Annotated in this window: 18 protein-coding genes; 10 read left to right on the forward strand and 8 right to left on the reverse strand. The window is 53.6% G+C overall.

The features are described from left to right. Positions 1-141: 141 nt before the first annotated feature. Positions 142-636 carry a helix-turn-helix domain-containing protein gene (locus PAT9B_RS18875; protein ID WP_013510868.1) on the forward strand — a complete coding sequence of 165 codons (495 nt, stop codon included), beginning with the start codon at positions 142-144 and terminating at the stop codon, positions 634-636. Positions 637-712: 76 nt separating this feature from the next. Here the strand turns inward: PAT9B_RS18875 and PAT9B_RS18880 are convergent, their stop codons facing one another. The 3 genes from PAT9B_RS18880 to PAT9B_RS18890 form a co-directional block, all read right to left on the reverse strand. After that, complete coding sequence (locus PAT9B_RS18880) at positions 713-985, reverse strand: DUF1471 domain-containing protein (RefSeq protein ID WP_013510869.1); 273 nt, start codon at positions 983-985, stop codon at positions 713-715. Positions 986-1,144: 159 nt separating this feature from the next. Continuing rightward, on the reverse strand, positions 1,145-1,495 hold the full coding sequence (locus PAT9B_RS18885) for a hypothetical protein (protein WP_013510870.1): 351 nt from the start codon (positions 1,493-1,495) through the stop codon (positions 1,145-1,147). Between the two features lie 60 nt (positions 1,496-1,555). Next, entirely contained in the window at positions 1,556-2,632 is a 1,077-nt protein-coding gene (locus PAT9B_RS18890) for a nickel/cobalt efflux protein RcnA (protein WP_013510871.1), read from the reverse strand. A gap of 102 nt (positions 2,633-2,734) precedes the next feature. Here PAT9B_RS18890 and PAT9B_RS18895 point away from each other — a divergent pair, with 102 nt between their 5' ends. After that, the gene (locus PAT9B_RS18895; protein ID WP_013510872.1) at positions 2,735-3,010 is read left to right on the forward strand and encodes a metal/formaldehyde-sensitive transcriptional repressor; all 276 of its coding nucleotides are present in this window, start codon (positions 2,735-2,737) and stop codon (positions 3,008-3,010) included. Positions 3,011-3,028: 18 nt separating this feature from the next. Here the strand turns inward: PAT9B_RS18895 and PAT9B_RS18900 are convergent, their stop codons facing one another. From PAT9B_RS18900 to PAT9B_RS18910, 3 genes are read right to left on the reverse strand one after another with little or no spacing between them, the layout of a single operon-like run. After that, positions 3,029-4,321, reverse strand: a complete 1,293-nt coding sequence (locus tag PAT9B_RS18900; protein WP_013510873.1) for an FAD-binding oxidoreductase — start codon at positions 4,319-4,321, stop codon at positions 3,029-3,031. 20 nt (positions 4,322-4,341) lie between these two features. Then, on the reverse strand, positions 4,342-4,764 hold the full coding sequence (locus PAT9B_RS18905) for a RidA family protein (protein ID WP_013510874.1): 423 nt from the start codon (positions 4,762-4,764) through the stop codon (positions 4,342-4,344). 14 nt (positions 4,765-4,778) lie between these two features. After that, positions 4,779-5,918 carry a tyramine oxidase subunit B gene (locus PAT9B_RS18910; protein WP_013510875.1) on the reverse strand — a complete coding sequence of 380 codons (1,140 nt, stop codon included), beginning with the start codon at positions 5,916-5,918 and terminating at the stop codon, positions 4,779-4,781. A 179-nt stretch (positions 5,919-6,097) separates the two neighbouring features. On the opposite strand from PAT9B_RS18910, the gene PAT9B_RS18915 reads away from it, so the two are divergent. The 6 genes from PAT9B_RS18915 (at position 6,098) to PAT9B_RS18940 (ending at position 11,700) form a co-directional block, all read left to right on the forward strand. Beyond that, positions 6,098-6,931 carry a helix-turn-helix domain-containing protein gene (locus tag PAT9B_RS18915; protein WP_013510876.1) on the forward strand — a complete coding sequence of 278 codons (834 nt, stop codon included), beginning with the start codon at positions 6,098-6,100 and terminating at the stop codon, positions 6,929-6,931. 149 nt (positions 6,932-7,080) lie between these two features. After that, a complete protein-coding gene (locus PAT9B_RS18920; protein WP_013510877.1) occupies positions 7,081-8,478 on the forward strand; it encodes an APC family permease in 1,398 nt (465 codons plus the stop codon). 90 nt (positions 8,479-8,568) lie between these two features. Then, positions 8,569-9,480: a DMT family transporter gene (locus PAT9B_RS18925; protein WP_013510878.1), complete on the forward strand. Its 912-nt coding sequence runs from the start codon at positions 8,569-8,571 to the stop codon at positions 9,478-9,480. 361 nt (positions 9,481-9,841) lie between these two features. Then, positions 9,842-10,324 (forward strand): type VI secretion system tube protein Hcp, encoded by a 483-nt coding sequence (locus PAT9B_RS18930; protein WP_013510879.1) that lies wholly within the window; start codon positions 9,842-9,844, stop codon positions 10,322-10,324. Positions 10,325-10,369: 45 nt separating this feature from the next. Further along, on the forward strand, positions 10,370-10,852 hold the full coding sequence (locus tag PAT9B_RS18935) for a type VI secretion system tube protein Hcp (RefSeq protein WP_013510880.1): 483 nt from the start codon (positions 10,370-10,372) through the stop codon (positions 10,850-10,852). A 17-nt stretch (positions 10,853-10,869) separates the two neighbouring features. Then, positions 10,870-11,700: a hypothetical protein gene (locus PAT9B_RS18940; protein ID WP_013510881.1), complete on the forward strand. Its 831-nt coding sequence runs from the start codon at positions 10,870-10,872 to the stop codon at positions 11,698-11,700. Here PAT9B_RS18940 and PAT9B_RS18945 read toward each other — a convergent pair whose 3' ends face one another. Continuing rightward, on the reverse strand, positions 11,701-12,891 hold the full coding sequence (locus PAT9B_RS18945; RefSeq protein WP_013510882.1) for an NAD(P)/FAD-dependent oxidoreductase: 1,191 nt from the start codon (positions 12,889-12,891) through the stop codon (positions 11,701-11,703). 241 nt (positions 12,892-13,132) lie between these two features. On the opposite strand from PAT9B_RS18945, the gene pitA reads away from it, so the two are divergent. Continuing rightward, the gene (gene pitA / locus PAT9B_RS18950; RefSeq protein WP_041525867.1) at positions 13,133-14,632 is read left to right on the forward strand and encodes an inorganic phosphate transporter PitA; all 1,500 of its coding nucleotides are present in this window, start codon (positions 13,133-13,135) and stop codon (positions 14,630-14,632) included. 44 nt (positions 14,633-14,676) lie between these two features. On the opposite strand, the gene uspB is transcribed toward pitA, so the two are convergent. Beyond that, positions 14,677-15,012, reverse strand: coding sequence for a universal stress protein UspB (uspB, locus tag PAT9B_RS18955; RefSeq protein WP_013510884.1), 336 nt, complete (start codon positions 15,010-15,012; stop codon positions 14,677-14,679). A gap of 410 nt (positions 15,013-15,422) precedes the next feature. Between uspB and uspA the strand changes: the two genes are divergently transcribed. Then, entirely contained in the window at positions 15,423-15,857 is a 435-nt protein-coding gene (gene uspA / locus PAT9B_RS18960) for a universal stress protein UspA (RefSeq protein WP_013510885.1), read from the forward strand. Positions 15,858-15,881 lie beyond the last annotated feature (24 nt).

Below are 15,881 nucleotides of genomic sequence, written 5' to 3' on the forward strand. Positions count from 1 at the left end.
TATAACGGTCAAATCTCACGAACTGCGAGAATAGTCTGATAGCAGAAAAATAAACCTCAACTTCCTGATAAAACTTTACGTAACAAGGCACACAGAAAGATAAGTTAAATTACACTGTGCGCACTGACCTGGAGGTGCTATATGCAAGAGAGAAAGTACAATGAGGGTGTCATTCTCGCCGTAACGGATTGGATTGTTGAAAACTTAGATCAGCGTTTGAGCATTGATGATATTGCGCAAAAATCTGGTTATTCAAAATGGTATTTGCAGAAACTTTTTGCCCGTTGCCACAATGAAACCCTGGCACGTTATATTCGCAAAAAGAAACTGGCCGCCTGTGTTGTCGAGCTGAAAAATAGCGAAGCAACCATTATCAGCCTGGCCGTAAAATACCATTTTGAAAGCCAGCAATCTTTTACCCGCTCTTTTAAACAGATGATGGGTTGTACACCGCTTTCATGCCGTAAAAAGCAATTAAGCGGAGAGCGGCAACAGCAACTGGCAGACTGTGAGGATCCTTGCGTATTATGTCGCCTGGAATCCGTCGCCAATAGTCAGGAGATGCCGGACATCCTGCCGCCACCGGTGCGGCCTGGTAAGTTCCCGGTGCGTCGAATTGACTGTGTGATGCAATAATAAAAAGCGCGATTATCGCGCTTTTTTTTGCGCTGAAAAAAGGCCATAAAAAAAGCCCCTTACGGGGCTTTTTACGTTACTTGTAAACTTGGGCTACTGCGTCAAAATTATTCCCGTGCTGGCGCGCTGCTTCCACCACATAATATTTTCCGCCTTTTTCATCCGCCATTTCTGACAGACGCTGATGCAGATCCATCGGCGAGCTAATGGCACCGCCAGTATCGGACACGCTAATATTTCCCAGCGACTCAAGTTTAAAGTGTTCCGCTTCCTGTGCAGAAATATTATTGGCAGCCATCACCGGTACACTCGCACCGAACAGCAACGCAGACAGAATATATTTTTTCATCAGCTCGTCCTCTTCAATTGTCGTGGTAATTTTCTATGGCTATTGTCTAATTTACCACCAACGAACATTGATCTTTTTGAGCGCTTATTATCCAGATTTAATATTTTTTATTACGAGCTGAACCTATTCGTAGCGGCGCGATTTATCGCGCCAATCCGTTTAGCCCTGCAATTCCTGGCCCGGTAATAATTTTTCCGACATCAGACGGCGGCATTCGGTACGATCCTGATGGGCCTGTTGTTGCCGTTCCGGTGACAGACCCTGCCACACCATTTGCAGATGTTCACCAAGGCCACGCTGGAAGTGAATTTTTTGCAGCGCATAGTCTGAATTGCTGCCTTCAATAATCTGCTGCATATCCTGCACCGAATTACTGCGTCCATCGTGGGTCAGCGTACAAAACATCGCGATGTAATACGCCTTGTCCTCATCACTGTAATGCGGCGTAAACCACCAGACGAGGGCGCTGATGATGATCAGCAGCGGCAGGATAAATTTTAGTTTTAACATGGAGAACATAACCAAATGGAAAAAAACGCCGCGATGGTACCAGATTCGCGGCATTACGGTTTAGTGCATGATGCCGTTCAGTCCGTGATAGCCCATGTAGAGCGCCACCAACGCGATCAGGGTGCCGGAGAACCAGGGCGCGCGGCGTGCCAGAGTATCCAGTCCCTGCCAGCGCTGGGTCGCTTTCTGCACGCTTAATGCCGCAGCAGCACCAACGCCCACCAGGGTGAGGGCCAGCCCAATACTGAAGCACAGGACCAGCGCAGCCCCGAGGCTGAAGGCTTTCACCTGAATACACAGCAGCAGCACGGTGATGGCCGCCGGACAGGGGATCAGGCCACCGGTTAAACCAAACAGAATGATCTGCCCGTTGGTCACTTCACGGCTGGCAAACCGCTTTTTGATGTCGCTGGCGTGGGTACGCTCATGCGCATCCTGAAAACTCCCGTCGTTCTCACCCGGTGCGTGCTGTACTTCCCCCTGCTGCCAGCTCACATCGTAATCATGCGAATGGCCACCATGACCGAGTGACAGGCGCGCATTGAAGGTATGTGGCTGTGGCACCGCCAGCGTCGATTGCAGGACACCGTCTTGTGCGGCGAAGGTAAAGATCTGCGAGAACCCCATGCCGCGCCGGGTCGCGACACTGACTTGATTGGCCTGCCATGCTGCACCATCCAGAGTACGCAGTTGCCAGTAACCTTGATGCAGCGCCAGCTCAACATGACCGTGGCCGGTATCAATCACCTGCGCATCTGGCCGACGATCGTGCTGATGTTGCTTACGTTGTTGCTCGCTTTGCCAGGTGCGCCAAATCATCCATAACGCGGTTGCCAGAATGATAATGGCAGAAATCAACTGAAACCAGGGTTCGGCGGTATCGGCCGTCAGCTTGCGGCTGACGTACATGCCGCCTAACGCGATCAGCCAGACGATCAGCGTATGCGACAGCGTTGCCGCCAACCCCAGCATCACCGCCTGTTTTACCGTGCCGCGAATCGCTACGATAAACGCTGCCATCATGGTTTTCGAATGGCCCGGCTCCAGGCCATGTAGCGCGCCAAGTAAAATCGCGCTGGGGATAAACAGCCAAGCGCTGGAAGTGCCCTGACTCAGCAGTGCTGCAAAATCGGTCATGATTTTTCTCATTGAATTAAAAAAACAGCGCGACAGATGCATTTGTCTGACACCAATAATATACTATACCCCACTATAGTATTGATCAACGGACTTCACGCTATGTCTCATACCCAGAAAGACCAAAAGAAGCTGCTGGCGCGCGTGCGCCGTATCAAAGGCCAGACTGAATCACTGGAAAAAGCGCTGGTCGCCGGGGAAGAGTGTCTGAAGGTATTGCAGCAGGTCGCTGCGGTGCGTGGGGCCATTAACGGGCTGATGAGTGAGTTACTGGAAGGCCATATCCGCGAGCACCTGATGAATCCGCACGCCAGCGAGCAAGAGCGCACCACCGATATGGAGCAGATTATTGCGGTGGTGCGGAGTTATATGAAGTAACGCTAGCGCGTATTTATCTCAAAATCGTTCAAACCGATACGGTTTCGGATCGATCAGCGGCGCATGGCCGGAAACCAGATCAGCCGCCAGTTGCCCGGCCGCCGGAGAAGTGCCGAAGCCGTGACCGGAAAACCCGGTCGCCAGCGTCAAACCCGGCAACGCCGCCACCGGGCCGATGACCGGGTTCGAATCGGGTGTGACATCAATCACCCCAGCCCAGGCCTGTGCCAACTCGGCTTTCTCAAATACTGGCCAGGCCGCGCGCAGGTTACGCATCGCCTCCTCATTGAGCGCCGGGTTCGCCGCAGGATCGAGGGTACGAATACGTTCGAACGGCGAGCGACGATCGCCTCGCCAGCGGCGAGCCAGCGCCAGATCTTTGACGAAATAGCGGCCAAGCGAGATACGCAGATTGTCCCGCGCATGGCGCAACTGGGGTAAATAGCGTGTCCCCAGCAGCAGATGGTCCAGCGTCAGCGGCGCATCCAGCGCGCCTCGCTGGGTAATAACAAATCCACCATCCTGATGTTTGCGGAACGAGAAATCCGGTGCACCCACGGCGATATTGGTTGGCCCTTCCAGCGGTTTTGTTCGCATCACCGAACAGATCAGCGGCAACGTCGGCAGCGCAATCCCGAGATTGCCAAGGAAGCGCCGCGACCAGGCTCCCGCCGCCAGCAACACCTGGTCGCAGCGAATTTCGCCGCGCTCGGTAATCACCCCACTGACCTTGCCATCGCTGGTTTCCAGCGTGCGTACCGCGCACTGCTCAACAATGATCGCCCCGCGGGCGATGGCCGCTCTGGCAATCGCGCTGGCAGCCAGCGTCGGTTCTGCCCGCCCATCAGAGGCGGTGAAAATCCCCCCCGCCCAGTTGCCCTGCCCTCCCGGCACCCGCTCGGCAATCTCTGCTTTGCTCAGCAACCGGGTATCCAGCGCCAATGGCGCTACTGCCTTAAACCAGCTTTCATGCAGCGCCATCTGGGCTGCGTTGCGGGCGATAAACATAATCCCCGCCTGACGATAGCCTACATCACTGCCAACACGTGCCGCCATCCCCGCCCACAGGCGATCGGCAGCCTGCGCCAGCGGAATATCATCGGCGGCACGGCTGGTTTTACGAATCCAGCCCAGATTACGTGATGACTGCTCGCCCGCGATGCGGCCTTTCTCCAACACCACCACCGGAATGTTGCGCTCCGCCAGCGTTAAAGCGGCGGTTAAACCAACAATGCCACCACCAATAATCACCACCGTGGTGGCGGAAGGAAAAGCGGCAGAGGTGGTAACGGGGGTAATTTGCGGTGACATAACGCGCCTCCTGTGACGCCTTACAGCGCCACGGTGATTTCCTGGACGTCGGCCTGACCGGCCCCACGATACGCCGTGACCTCCAGCTCCACTTTGTAAACGGTGGAACCGAGCGGTGGGCAGGTCACGGTGGTGGCCGGGTTGATGCCACGGAATTTCTCACCAATGATGGCCATCACCGTCGGCACATCGTCTGGTTCCTGAATAAACACCCGCGAGAACACCACATCCTGTAGCGAGGCATCAATCGCCGCCAGCGCCGCTTCGATATTGGCGAACACCTGCAAAGTCTGCTCCGTGACATCGGCCGGTATCTCCTTGCTGACTGGGTGACGGCCTGCGGTGTTGGAGACATAAATCCAGTTATCCACCGCAACGATGCGCGAATAGCTGCCCATCTCTTCAAATTTCGAACCGGTTTTTACCTTAATAATCTGTGTCATGTTGGTTTCCTTGGTTAGCTCAGTACCGGGGTTTCCCACAGGTTTAATTTCACGCCGATGCCTTTTGCCAGCGCGTTGCGATACACCACCGTGCCCCAGGCCACGTCTTCCACCGGCATGCCGCCGACGGACATGATGATGATCTCGTCATCGTTTTGCCGACCGGGCGCATCACCGGCCACAATTTTGCCGATATCCTCCAGCTGTTCCGCCGCCAGTTTGCCTTCGGCGATCATGTCCATAAAACGCACGCCAATGACCGGGATGGTTTTGTGGGCGGGTTTCGGCACTTCCTCGAACCACGCCTGATACAGGCCGGTGTTATCCAGCACTTTGCGCACGTCGGGCTGTTCCATCCCGGCGTCGATGTTGCAGAGCGCTGGCATGGCAAGAAAAGCGCCTGGCTTGACCCACTCGCGTTTGACCAGTGGATAGCTGTCCGGGTCGCCCACCTCGCCGGAACTGCAATAGGTGACGATGTCTGAGTCGCGTACCACCGCTTCGAGGGTGTCGACGATTTCGATGTGTTTGATTTGTGGATACGTTTCCTGCACCCAAGTGAGGAAGTTATCGAGGCTGCGCTGCCCACGACCTTTTACTTTGATGGTGTCGATCAGCGGGCACACCGCGATAAAAGCGGCGACGGCGGTTTTACCCATCACCCCTGGTCCCAGCAAACCAATCACGCGCGAGTCCTTGCGCGCCAGATGGCGCGCGCCCACCCCCGGCACTGCGCCGGTGCGATAGGCCGACAACAGGTTCGCCGACATGTGCGCCAACGGAGCGCCGGTATCCGCATCGTTAAGGGTGAACATCAGAATCGAGCGCGGCAGCCCTTTTTCGCGGTTGGCGATATTCGAGCCATACCATTTCACGCCGGCGGTACAGAAGCTGCCGCCGAGATAGGCGGGCATCGCCATTAAACGTCGGTCGGCCGTGGGCTTTGGCATGGTGGGAAACGGTGAGTTTTCCGGGAAGGTCACCATCGCACCATGTGAATCGTTATTGGCACCGGCCATGCGGTAGTCGCCGCGGTACAACAGGCCAAACATCTCCTCCATGGTATCGACGCAGGCAGGCATATCAGTGACGCCTGCGCGGATCATGTCCTGCTCCGACAGGTAGATAAAATCAATCCGGGTTGAATCTGTCATGGTTAACCCCTTTTTCAGTCTTGGTTCGTATTCCCGCCAGCGCAGTGCATCTGGCGTGCAGGTGGATGCCTTTAGGAATACGTGACTGGCTTTGGGCTGTATTGAATATTTGCGACATCCGCGTGGCACAGCGCTTGCATGATCCCGCTATCCCTGTTCAGCCTGAAACGGAGCGCGCGATGTCTGAGAATTCCCTTTATCGTCATGGCGGCAGCTTTCACCCGGAACAGCCGTGGTTCGTGCTGAATGCCGCGCAACATTACTCGGTGATTGCCTCAGAAAACCCGGCGATTTCACACTTTTACAGCTTCGATGTCGCGCAATCGGCAGGTATGACCCTGGCCATCCCGGATGGCTGTGTTGATATCGTGTTTGATTGTGACCCGCTTAACCCGAAAGGGCGCGTGTGCGGCACCACGCTGGAAGCGCGTGGCGCGGACATGTTGCACAACCATCATTACTTCGGCGTGCGTTTCGCGCCGGGCGTTATCCCCGACTTTCTTGATGTGATGGCAGAGGAGATCCCCGACCATGAATTCAGCTTTCTTGATGTGGTACCTGATGCCCGACTGGCGTTTGAACAAATTGTGCAAAGCCACAGCTTTTCACAGCAAATTTCGTTATTTAACGCCCACTTCACGCCACGGCTGGTGCGCAAAGCCTCATCGGTAACCGCCTTTATCATCCACGCGATGCGCCAGCAAAAGGGCAATATTCGCGTTGACCAACTGGAAGCCCTGACCGGGTATACCTGCCGCACCATTCAACGGCAGTTCCGCCAGGATACCGGTTTGTCGCCGAAAGCCTTTAGCCGCATTCTGCGCTGCCAGTCAGCGCTGACCAGCATCCATGCACAAGGTAATATTTCCTTTAGCGATCTGGCGTTTAACCTCGGATTTAGCGACCAGTCCCACTTCCTGCGCGAATTTAAGAAGTTTGTCAGTACCACGCCCTGCGACTATCAACGTCGGATTGCCCACGACGCCCTGTTCCATCGCTTGCGCTATCACTGAGCACTAAAACGGTGCAGCACTGCACCGTTGCTCTGTCCGATTTTTTCTATCCGCCATCGTCGTCGCTGAGAAATGATGCAGCGAAGTTACCTGCTTCAGGCGACGCAGATCGCCTGAGAAATTTCACTCTCTCCATCGAGGCGCTGGCGATGAACAACGATACCGGTTTACGCAAAAATACGTTGGGCTTGTTTTCTCTGGTCTTTTTTGTGGTGGCAGCGGCATCACCACTGACCGGCGTGGTCGGAGGGCTGCCGGTGGCGATCATTTCCGGCAACGGCGGCGGTATTCCGGTGTTTTATATCCTGTCGTGCATCATTTTGATGCTGTTCGCGGTGGGCTTTATCGCCATGAGCCGCCACGTCAATAACGCCGGAGCCTTCTACACCTATATCTCCAAAGGTCTGGGGGAAAACTGGGGCGCATCCGCATCGGTGCTGGCGTTGATGGCCTACTTCTCCATCCAAATCGCGATTGTTGCCATGCTCGGTTTCTTTACCCAGTTGTTCCTCGAAGAACATCTCAGCACCCACATTCCATGGTGGGCGCTGAGTATGCTGTTTGCGGTGATTGCCTGGGTGCTGGGTATTAAGCGGGTCGAGGTGGGCGGTAAGTTACTGGGTGTGCTGATGCTGGCCGAGGTCGCGATCGTCCTGCTGACCGATGTGATGCTGCTGGTGAAAAAAACCGGCCCTTACACCTTCCAGTCGTTTGAACCTGCGGTTTTTATGCAGGGTAACCTCGGGATCGCCTTTATCTTTACCATCGCCGCCTTTATCGGTTTCGAATCGACGGCGATCTATGCCGAAGAGTGCCGCGATCCGCAGAAAACCGTGCCACGCTCCACGATTTGCGCCCTGCTGCTGATCACCGCCTTCTTCTGCTTCACCAGTTGGTCGCTGGTACAGGCGTATGGATTCGATGAAATCGTCGCCATCGCCAGCAAAGATCCCGGCAATTTTGTCTTCAACATCACCCGCCAGTATGTCGGCCAGTGGGCGGTGGATACCATGTCAGTGCTGCTGATCACCAGCCTGTTCGCCGCAACGCTGGCATTTCACAACAATATCTCGCGCTACCTGTTTAGCATCAGCCGCGATGGCCTGATCTGGAAAGAGCTGTGCAAAACCCATCCCACCAACGGTACGCCGCATAACGCCAGCCATCTGCACAGCGTGATCCTGCTGTTGTTGCTGGCGGGGATGGGCAGCGCCGGACTGGACCCGATGGTGCATATCTTTGCCATCGGGTCGGCGGTCGCAACCCTGTGTATCCTGATTCTGCAATTAGGCGTGTCTGCGGCGGTGGTGCTGTTTTTCCGCCGCGTCACGACGGATGACAACCGTTTTCAGGTGTTCTGGGCACCGCTGCTGTCGATTATTTGTATGACCCTCACCATCATTCTGGTGGTGAACAACCTGCAATCCCTGAGCGGCAGCGATTCCAGCGTGGTGAAGATGATTCCGTGGTTTATCGCCGCCTGTGCGTTGGCGGGTTACGGCATGTCATTGAAGCGTGGGATGAAAGTGGCGGTGATAAAAAAATAATCTGCCTTTCTGGCGCTGAATTTCAGCGCCGGATGCTTAACAGCATAGGGTAAGGTGGGAAAATCACTTTTCTGACGGTTTTCTCACCTTATGAGCGCAGGCTCCGGGATTTCAATGAAGATTATGGCGGCACTCAGTTCAACCCTGATGCTGGCCTGCGTTAAAGCTCTTGATGGCACCATCCCGGTCGGTGAAGTGATTTTCTTTCGCTCGGCGATCGCACTTATCCCTCTGCTATGCTGGCTGAAGTTGCAAGGTGGCGTGCTACAGGGCATTCAGACCCAGAATGTGCGTGGCCATTTTGTCCGTGGCCTGGCTGGCACCACCGCCATGTATCTGAGTTATCTCTCGCTGCTGTATATTTCGCTGACAGATGCCACCGCGCTTAATTATGCCGCTCCGTTGTTTACCGTGTTACTGGCGGCCGTGGTGTTGCGCGAAAACGTGCGGTTCCATCGTTGGATCGCCGTGATTGCAGGGTTTTCCGGCATTATGGTGATGCTGGCAGGCCAACTCACGTTTCGCGGTACGCATTTTAGTTTTGGTGCCACCGCCGGGATTATGCTGGCTTTACTTGCCGCGCTTTGTACGGCTGGCGCATCGATTCAAATTCGGGCGCTCAATCAAACGGAAAAACCTGGCGCTATCGCCTTCTGGTTCGCGGTGATGACGGCCTTAACGTCGCTGGTAACGCTGGTGGCAGGCTGGAAAATCCCGCAAGGTAGCGCGTGGTTGCTGCTGATCGGCTGTGGGTTATTTGGCGGTATCACGCAGATATTATTGACCCTCAGCCTGCGCTTTGCCGATGCCTCGCTCTTGGCCCCCTTTGATTACACCACCCTGCTGTGGTCCGTGATTATTGGTTTTCTGTTCTTAGGTACGCTGCCCGAGCAAGCCACCTTGTTCGGCGGTGCATTAGTGGCCCTTGGCGGCCTTTATTCGCTTTGGGGTGAACATCGCCATCGCCGTTTACTGGCTGCGGTGAAAGCCACGATTGACTAAGGATTTACCCCCCCTCCGCTCAATACTGAATGCAATCATTCAGTTTCAGAATCATCCTAATAAAATCGTTAAGACTGTTAATTTATTGACATGAAGCCGTGTTAAATTTTACTAATGTATTACGGTGCTATCGCGTGTCTACGCGATGATATTTAGATCCAATCTCTACCTAAATACGCGTCATATCAGCTCTGGCAGGCCGCAATACCACCTGTTATTCATCAGGCCCAATCAGGTGAAAAGTGACATTGCGGTGACAGAATTATTTCAAGATTAACTGGCTCAATGTCTTTTTCACATAACCGCGTGAGATGCTGATCTCATTTATCTTTCATGGAAAAAACAATCAGGAAATCAGGTAATGGCTATTGATATTTATTTGAAAGTTGATGGAACAACGGGTGAGTCCCAGGACAGCAATCACAAAGGATGGACCGATGTACTCTCCTTTACCTGGGGGGCTTCACAGCCAGGAAATATGTCAGTGGGCGGTGGTGGCGGTGCCGGTAAAGTGGCTTACCGCGACCTCAATATTAAGGCGTTAATTGATAAATCCACCCCGGCGATTTTGAAGTTTTGTTCCAGCGGTAAACATGTCGACAAAGTCGAAGTGTCAATTTGTAAAGCCGGTGGCAACCAGGTGGAATATTCAAAGATCACTCTTGAAGATGTGCTGGTAACACAAACTGATTTTAACGGCGTAGGCCAGAGCGACACCATCGTCGTGGATTACGCTTTCCAGGCATCCAAAGTCTCAATGAGTTACTGGGAACAGGGAGAAAGTGGCACTAAAGGTGCCGAAAGCAAAGTGAGCTGGGACATTAAGCAGAATAAAGAAAGCTAATCATACGCAGCTCCCTGATATCACGACAAGGTGACGGTAAAAACGATGGCGATAGATATTTTTTTAAAAGTCGATGGCATCAATGGTGAATCGCAAAATGCGAATCACCAAAACTGGATCGATGTTTATTCATTTAGTTGGGGTGCAAAGCAGCCCGGTAATATGGCAGTCGGTGGCGGCGGCGGTGCCGGTAAAGTGAATTACCGAGACCTGACGGTACAGGCGTTGGTTGATAAAGGCACCCCGGCATTATTGAAATATTGCTCCAGCGGCAAACATATTGCCAAAGTTCAACTTTCAATCTGCAAAGCAGGTGGTCAGGAAGTCGAATACACCCTTATTACGCTGGAAGATGTGTTGGTAACACAAACCGATTATATCGGCGTGGCGCATGGCTCAACCCTGGGCATGGAGTACGCATTCCAGGCCAGTAAAGTGGCAATGGAGTATTGGGAACAAACCTCGCAGGGGAATAAAGGTGCGTCAGTGCAGATGGGTTGGGATATCAAACAAAATAAAGAAGTCTAACCACGCTCGGGGGCGTTATGGCATTTCCGAAATCGCATGAAATATTAGCGCTGACATCACAGCCCGAATTAAATAATCGCGTGTCAGCCAATTACCTGACCACTGAAATTCTGGATGAAGCCTTGATCCTTGTCCGTTCGTTATCAACGGACGAAGTCTACAGATTGGCTAAATCGGAAACCAGTCAGATTGCATATACCCTGAAAGATTATAAAGACGATAACAATCGCCGCCTGGCGTCCGGCGATGTAGAGTCAGGGCAGTTGCCACTGGGGAGGATTAACCATCTGGATAACCGGGTAGCCGGTGTGCGCGTCCAGCATGTGGATAATGCTGCCAAAAGTGCCTTGGGAGGAACCGCGATATTTCTTGGTGCCGGGCTATGGGCGGGATTAGGTTCCAGCGTGGGCAGCATCATTGGCAGGAATGCCGTGCAGTTCGGCGTCACGGCTGCCTCCGCATGGGGAACACGTTTTGTGACCCAGAAAGTTGTAGCGGTGAATCAGATGGCGTCACATATAAAGAACCTCGCCGATATGTTCAATACCACACACAATGCATTTTCTGAATTCCGCAATGACGTTTATAGCAAACGCATACAATACAAACCTGATGAAGACAGCCCTCCCCTGACTTTTGAACAAAATGTCACAGGTAAAAATGCGCTTCCGGGTGATCAGGCCACGGCAATTCAGCAGATATTGACCCGATTTATCAACTCTGCCTATCAGCGCGTTGATATTGTTGGCCGACCTGCGGAGTTTATAAAGGTTTACTTTGAAGGCGCAGCCCCACTGGATATTTCACGTATTCAGTATGAGTATCTGATCAATCTAAAGTTGCCGTAATCAGGATGACAACGCCTGTGCACACGCCCAGGCGGAACTCCATGCCCACTGGAAGTTATAGCCGCCCAGCCAGCCAGTGACATCCACCACTTCGCCAATAAAATACAGCCCAGGCACATCGCGTGCCTCCATGGTTTTTGACGATAACAGGGTGGTATCCACGCCACCCAGCGTCACTTCAGCGGTGCGGTAGCCTTCGGTGCCATTTGGCTGGACCCGCCACTGATGCAGCGTTTGCACCAGTTCGCCCTGCTGCTTGCTATTGAGCTGCTTCAGGGTGACGTCGGGGATGTGGTTCAGCGCCTGCAACACTTCCACCAAACGCTTCGGCAAAATTTTCGCCAGGCTGTTTTTCAGGCTGAGATTTGGGTGTGCTTCGCGCTGCACATTAATAAAATCATCCAGCGGTGTTGCCGGGGATAAATCCACCGTCACGAACTCGCCTGGCTGCCAGTAGCTGGAAATCTGCAACACGGCCGGGCCGGATAGCCCGCGATGGGTGAACAGCAGCGCCTCTTTGAATAAGGTGCCGTCCTGCGCAGTAATGGTGGTGGGTAAGGCAACGCCAGACAAGGTGTTTAGCTGTTCCAGCAGCGGCTTATGCAGGGTAAAGGGCACCAACGCCGCACGCGTCGGGAACACTGTCAGGCCGAACTGCTCCGCCACTTTATAACCGAACGGTGAAGCACCCAGCCCCGGCATCGACAGACCACCGCTGGCAATCACCAACTTCCCGGCCTGCACCGTCATACCGTTCAACTGCAAGGTGTATCCGGCATCGTCGCGTTGCACGCTCAGTACTTCGCTGCGTAACCGTAACGTCACCTGCCCGGCTTCACACTCGGCCAGCAGCATATCCACGATTTGTTGCGCCGAATCGTCGCAGAACAACTGGCCCAGCGTTTTCTCGTGATAAGCGATGCCGTGGCGATTGACCAGATCGATAAAATCCCACTGGGTATAACGCGCCAGCGCAGATTTACAGAAGTGCGGATTGTGGGAGAGATAGGCCGCAGGTTCGGTGTACATATTGGTGAAGTTACAGCGGCCGCCGCCTGACATCAGAATTTTGCGACCCGCCTTTTTGCCGTTATCAAGCAGCAGCACACGCAAGCCGCGTTGTCCGGCCTGTGCAGCACAGAACATGCCCGCAGCCCCTGCGCCAACAATGATAACGTCAAACTTTTCCACTGCGTTTTCTCACTTCACCCGAAAGGCGCTGATTGTAGTGATCTGTCCCGTTTGACGCCAGTGTCAAAAAAATGCCGTAAATATGTCATATTGTAAATGACTCATATTTCGGCATTTTTCTCTTGTTTTGGCGTGTGGCTGGCAACATTAAGACAAAAAAAGACTATATTTCCCTTTCCCATACAGCACGTTGTCGCGGATAATGCGCCGCGTTCATGTCCTCCAAAATGGCGTAACGTTTATGCTACATCTGTTTGCTGGTCTTGACCTAAGTACCGGCCTGTTATTGGTTCTTGCCCTGCTGTTTGTATTGTTTTACGAAGCAATCAACGGTTTCCACGACACAGCCAACGCGGTCGCGACAGTTATCTACACCCGTGCGATGCGGGCGCAGCTGGCGGTTGTGATGGCAGGTGTTTTCAACTTTTTCGGTGTTTTGTTGGGCGGTTTGAGTGTGGCCTATGCCATTGTTCATATGCTCCCCACCGATCTGCTATTAAATGTTGGTTCAGCTCACGGCCTGGCGATGGTGTTCTCCATGCTGCTGGCTGCGATTATCTGGAACCTCGGTACCTGGTATCTTGGTCTGCCGGCGTCCAGCTCCCATACCCTGATTGGTGCCATTATTGGTATCGGTCTCACCAATGCTCTGATGACCGGGACTTCGGTGGTTGACGCGCTCAACCTGCCCAAAGTTCTGAATATCTTCCTTTCCCTGATTCTGTCGCCGATTGTCGGCCTGGTGCTTGCCGGTAGCCTGATTTTCCTGCTGCGCCGCTACTGGAGCAGCACCAAGAAACGCTCGCGCATTCATATGACGCCAGCCGATCGCGAGAAAATCGACGGCAAGAAAAAGCCACCGTTCTGGACGCGTATCGCCCTGATTGTTTCCGCCATTGGCGTGAGCTATTCACATGGTGCGAACGATGGTCAGAAAGGCATTGGCCTGATCATGCTGGTACTGATTGGTGTCGCGCCTGCGGGCTTCGTGGTCAACATGAATGCCTCCGGCTATGACATCACCCGTACCCGTGACGCAGTGAACCATCTGGAGCAGTACTATCAGCAGCACGGCGCAACACTGACGCACATCGTGCAGATGGCACCGCCTGCGGTGCCTGCGCCAGAGGAATCTATCAATGGTCCGCATGAATTCCACTGCGACAGCGCTCGCGCACTGCCCGCGATTCAGCGTGCTCAGGGCTTGCTGAACAATCTGCAAAGCTACAGCGATCTGACCCCAGACCAGCGTAGCCAGATGCGTCGTCTGCTGCTGTGTATCTCCGACACGGCGGATAAAGCCGCGAAGCTGCCGGAAACCAGCGCTGACGATCAGCGTTTCCTGAACAAGCTGAAAAGCGATCTGTTGGGAACCGTTGAGTATGCGCCAGTGTGGATCATCATGGCTGTAGCCCTGGCGCTCGGCGTCGGCACCATGATTGGCTGGCGTCGTGTGGCAACCACCATCGGCGAGAAGATTGGTAAGAAAGGCATGACCTACGCGCAGGGTATGTCAGCGCAGGTGACGGCAGCGGTGTCGATTGGCATTGCCAGCTACACCGGGATGCCGGTCTCCACCACGCATATTCTGTCGTCGTCAGTCGCCGGGACCATGCTGGTCGATGGCGGTGGTTTGCAAAGCCGTACCATCAAGAATATCGCGATGGCGTGGGTGTTTACTCTGCCGGTGTGTATTCTGCTGTCCGGCTCGCTGTACTGGATTGCCCTGAAGCTGGTGTAATCAGCGCTTCAGGCACTGAAGGGCGACAGCAATGTCGCCCTTTTTTATTGCCAAATCGCCATCGCAATCAGGCTGACAATCACCAAACCACATAGCCCGCTGGTCAAAATAAATTGCCCACGCACGCGTTCACAGCGACGAATAAACTCTTCGTCATGATGATCACGATAGCGTTTCTCCCAGATGTAACGCACCAGGCGCACCTGTTTGCTGGGCTGACCATGCGATGTAAAAAAACCGGCACCATCCACATACTGATACAGCAGCGGATCGCAGCCGCGCAGCACCGCCAGTAACGAGCGCAGAGAAGAGAAGTAGCGCGCCATATTCACCAGACAAACCACACAAATAGCCCAAAAAAGCGCGATAGTGCTGATCATGATCCCCTCCCGGCTGGAGCCGTGGAGACGCAATGCTGTAAACGCCCCACGAGAAAGCCTTCCACTGAATGAATCGAATTGCATTGTTTTTTTGCGAGTCCGGCGGTAAGTCATCAGGAGATGTATGACCGTCATTTTCAGTGTAGGAGATTTGGTAAAAATTTTTCCAGCGATGATTTTCGTTCACCGCGAGCGAAAAAAGCGATAACCCTTGATCTTCCTCACAGCGGTACAGCGCCTTGCAGCATTTGTTAACAACTCTGGCTATACTGAACACATAACAACAAACCGCCTGCAAAGCATAAATCTCGATGGGTGGCGCTTATCGCCGTTATGCGCAAAGGATTTCGCCAGCCGTGACGTGGCAGGAATTCGGGTTGCCCCCAGAATCTTGTGAAAGGAGTTATATCATGGCTTATAAACACATCCTGATTGCAGTAGACCTTTCCCCGGAAAGCCAGTTACTGGTTGAAAAAGCCGTCTCACTGGCACGCCCTTATGATGCGAAAATCTCGTTAATCCACGTTGATGTGAATTATTCAGACCTTTACACCGGGCTGATTGACGTCAATCTGGGTGATATGCAGAAACGCATTTCTGAAGAGACGCATACCGCGCTGAAAGAGCTGTCGACCAACGCCGGATATCCGATCAGTGAAACGCTGAGCGGGAGCGGTGACCTTGGTCAGGTGCTGGTGGATGCGATTAGAAAATATGACGTGGATTTGGTGGTGTGCGGTCACCATCAGGACTTCTGGAGCAAGCTGATGTCTTCAGCGCGCCAGCTGATCAATACGGTGCATATTGATATGTTGATTGTGCCGCTGCGTGATGACGACGAATAACTGAAAACAGGCCAGCTTGCTGGC

Source organism: Pantoea sp. At-9b (assembly GCF_000175935.2).
Taxonomy (GTDB): Bacteria; Pseudomonadota; Gammaproteobacteria; order Enterobacterales; family Enterobacteriaceae; genus Pantoea.

Coding starts and splice junctions, on each gene's coding strand:
- PAT9B_RS18875 (WP_013510868.1), top strand. CDS start 142: ATGCAAGAGAGAAAGTACAATGAGGGTGTCATTCTCGCCGTAACGGAT.
- PAT9B_RS18880 (WP_013510869.1), bottom strand. CDS start 985: ATGAAAAAATATATTCTGTCTGCGTTGCTGTTCGGTGCGAGTGTACCG.
- PAT9B_RS18885 (WP_013510870.1), bottom strand. CDS start 1,495: ATGTTAAAACTAAAATTTATCCTGCCGCTGCTGATCATCATCAGCGCC.
- PAT9B_RS18890 (WP_013510871.1), bottom strand. CDS start 2,632: ATGACCGATTTTGCAGCACTGCTGAGTCAGGGCACTTCCAGCGCTTGG.
- PAT9B_RS18895 (WP_013510872.1), top strand. CDS start 2,735: ATGTCTCATACCCAGAAAGACCAAAAGAAGCTGCTGGCGCGCGTGCGC.
- PAT9B_RS18900 (WP_013510873.1), bottom strand. CDS start 4,321: ATGTCACCGCAAATTACCCCCGTTACCACCTCTGCCGCTTTTCCTTCC.
- PAT9B_RS18905 (WP_013510874.1), bottom strand. CDS start 4,764: ATGACACAGATTATTAAGGTAAAAACCGGTTCGAAATTTGAAGAGATG.
- PAT9B_RS18910 (WP_013510875.1), bottom strand. CDS start 5,918: ATGACAGATTCAACCCGGATTGATTTTATCTACCTGTCGGAGCAGGAC.
- PAT9B_RS18915 (WP_013510876.1), top strand. CDS start 6,098: ATGTCTGAGAATTCCCTTTATCGTCATGGCGGCAGCTTTCACCCGGAA.
- PAT9B_RS18920 (WP_013510877.1), top strand. CDS start 7,081: ATGAACAACGATACCGGTTTACGCAAAAATACGTTGGGCTTGTTTTCT.
- PAT9B_RS18925 (WP_013510878.1), top strand. CDS start 8,569: ATGAGCGCAGGCTCCGGGATTTCAATGAAGATTATGGCGGCACTCAGT.
- PAT9B_RS18930 (WP_013510879.1), top strand. CDS start 9,842: ATGGCTATTGATATTTATTTGAAAGTTGATGGAACAACGGGTGAGTCC.
- PAT9B_RS18935 (WP_013510880.1), top strand. CDS start 10,370: ATGGCGATAGATATTTTTTTAAAAGTCGATGGCATCAATGGTGAATCG.
- PAT9B_RS18940 (WP_013510881.1), top strand. CDS start 10,870: ATGGCATTTCCGAAATCGCATGAAATATTAGCGCTGACATCACAGCCC.
- pitA (WP_041525867.1), top strand. CDS start 13,133: ATGCTACATCTGTTTGCTGGTCTTGACCTAAGTACCGGCCTGTTATTG.
- uspB (WP_013510884.1), bottom strand. CDS start 15,012: ATGATCAGCACTATCGCGCTTTTTTGGGCTATTTGTGTGGTTTGTCTG.
- uspA (WP_013510885.1), top strand. CDS start 15,423: ATGGCTTATAAACACATCCTGATTGCAGTAGACCTTTCCCCGGAAAGC.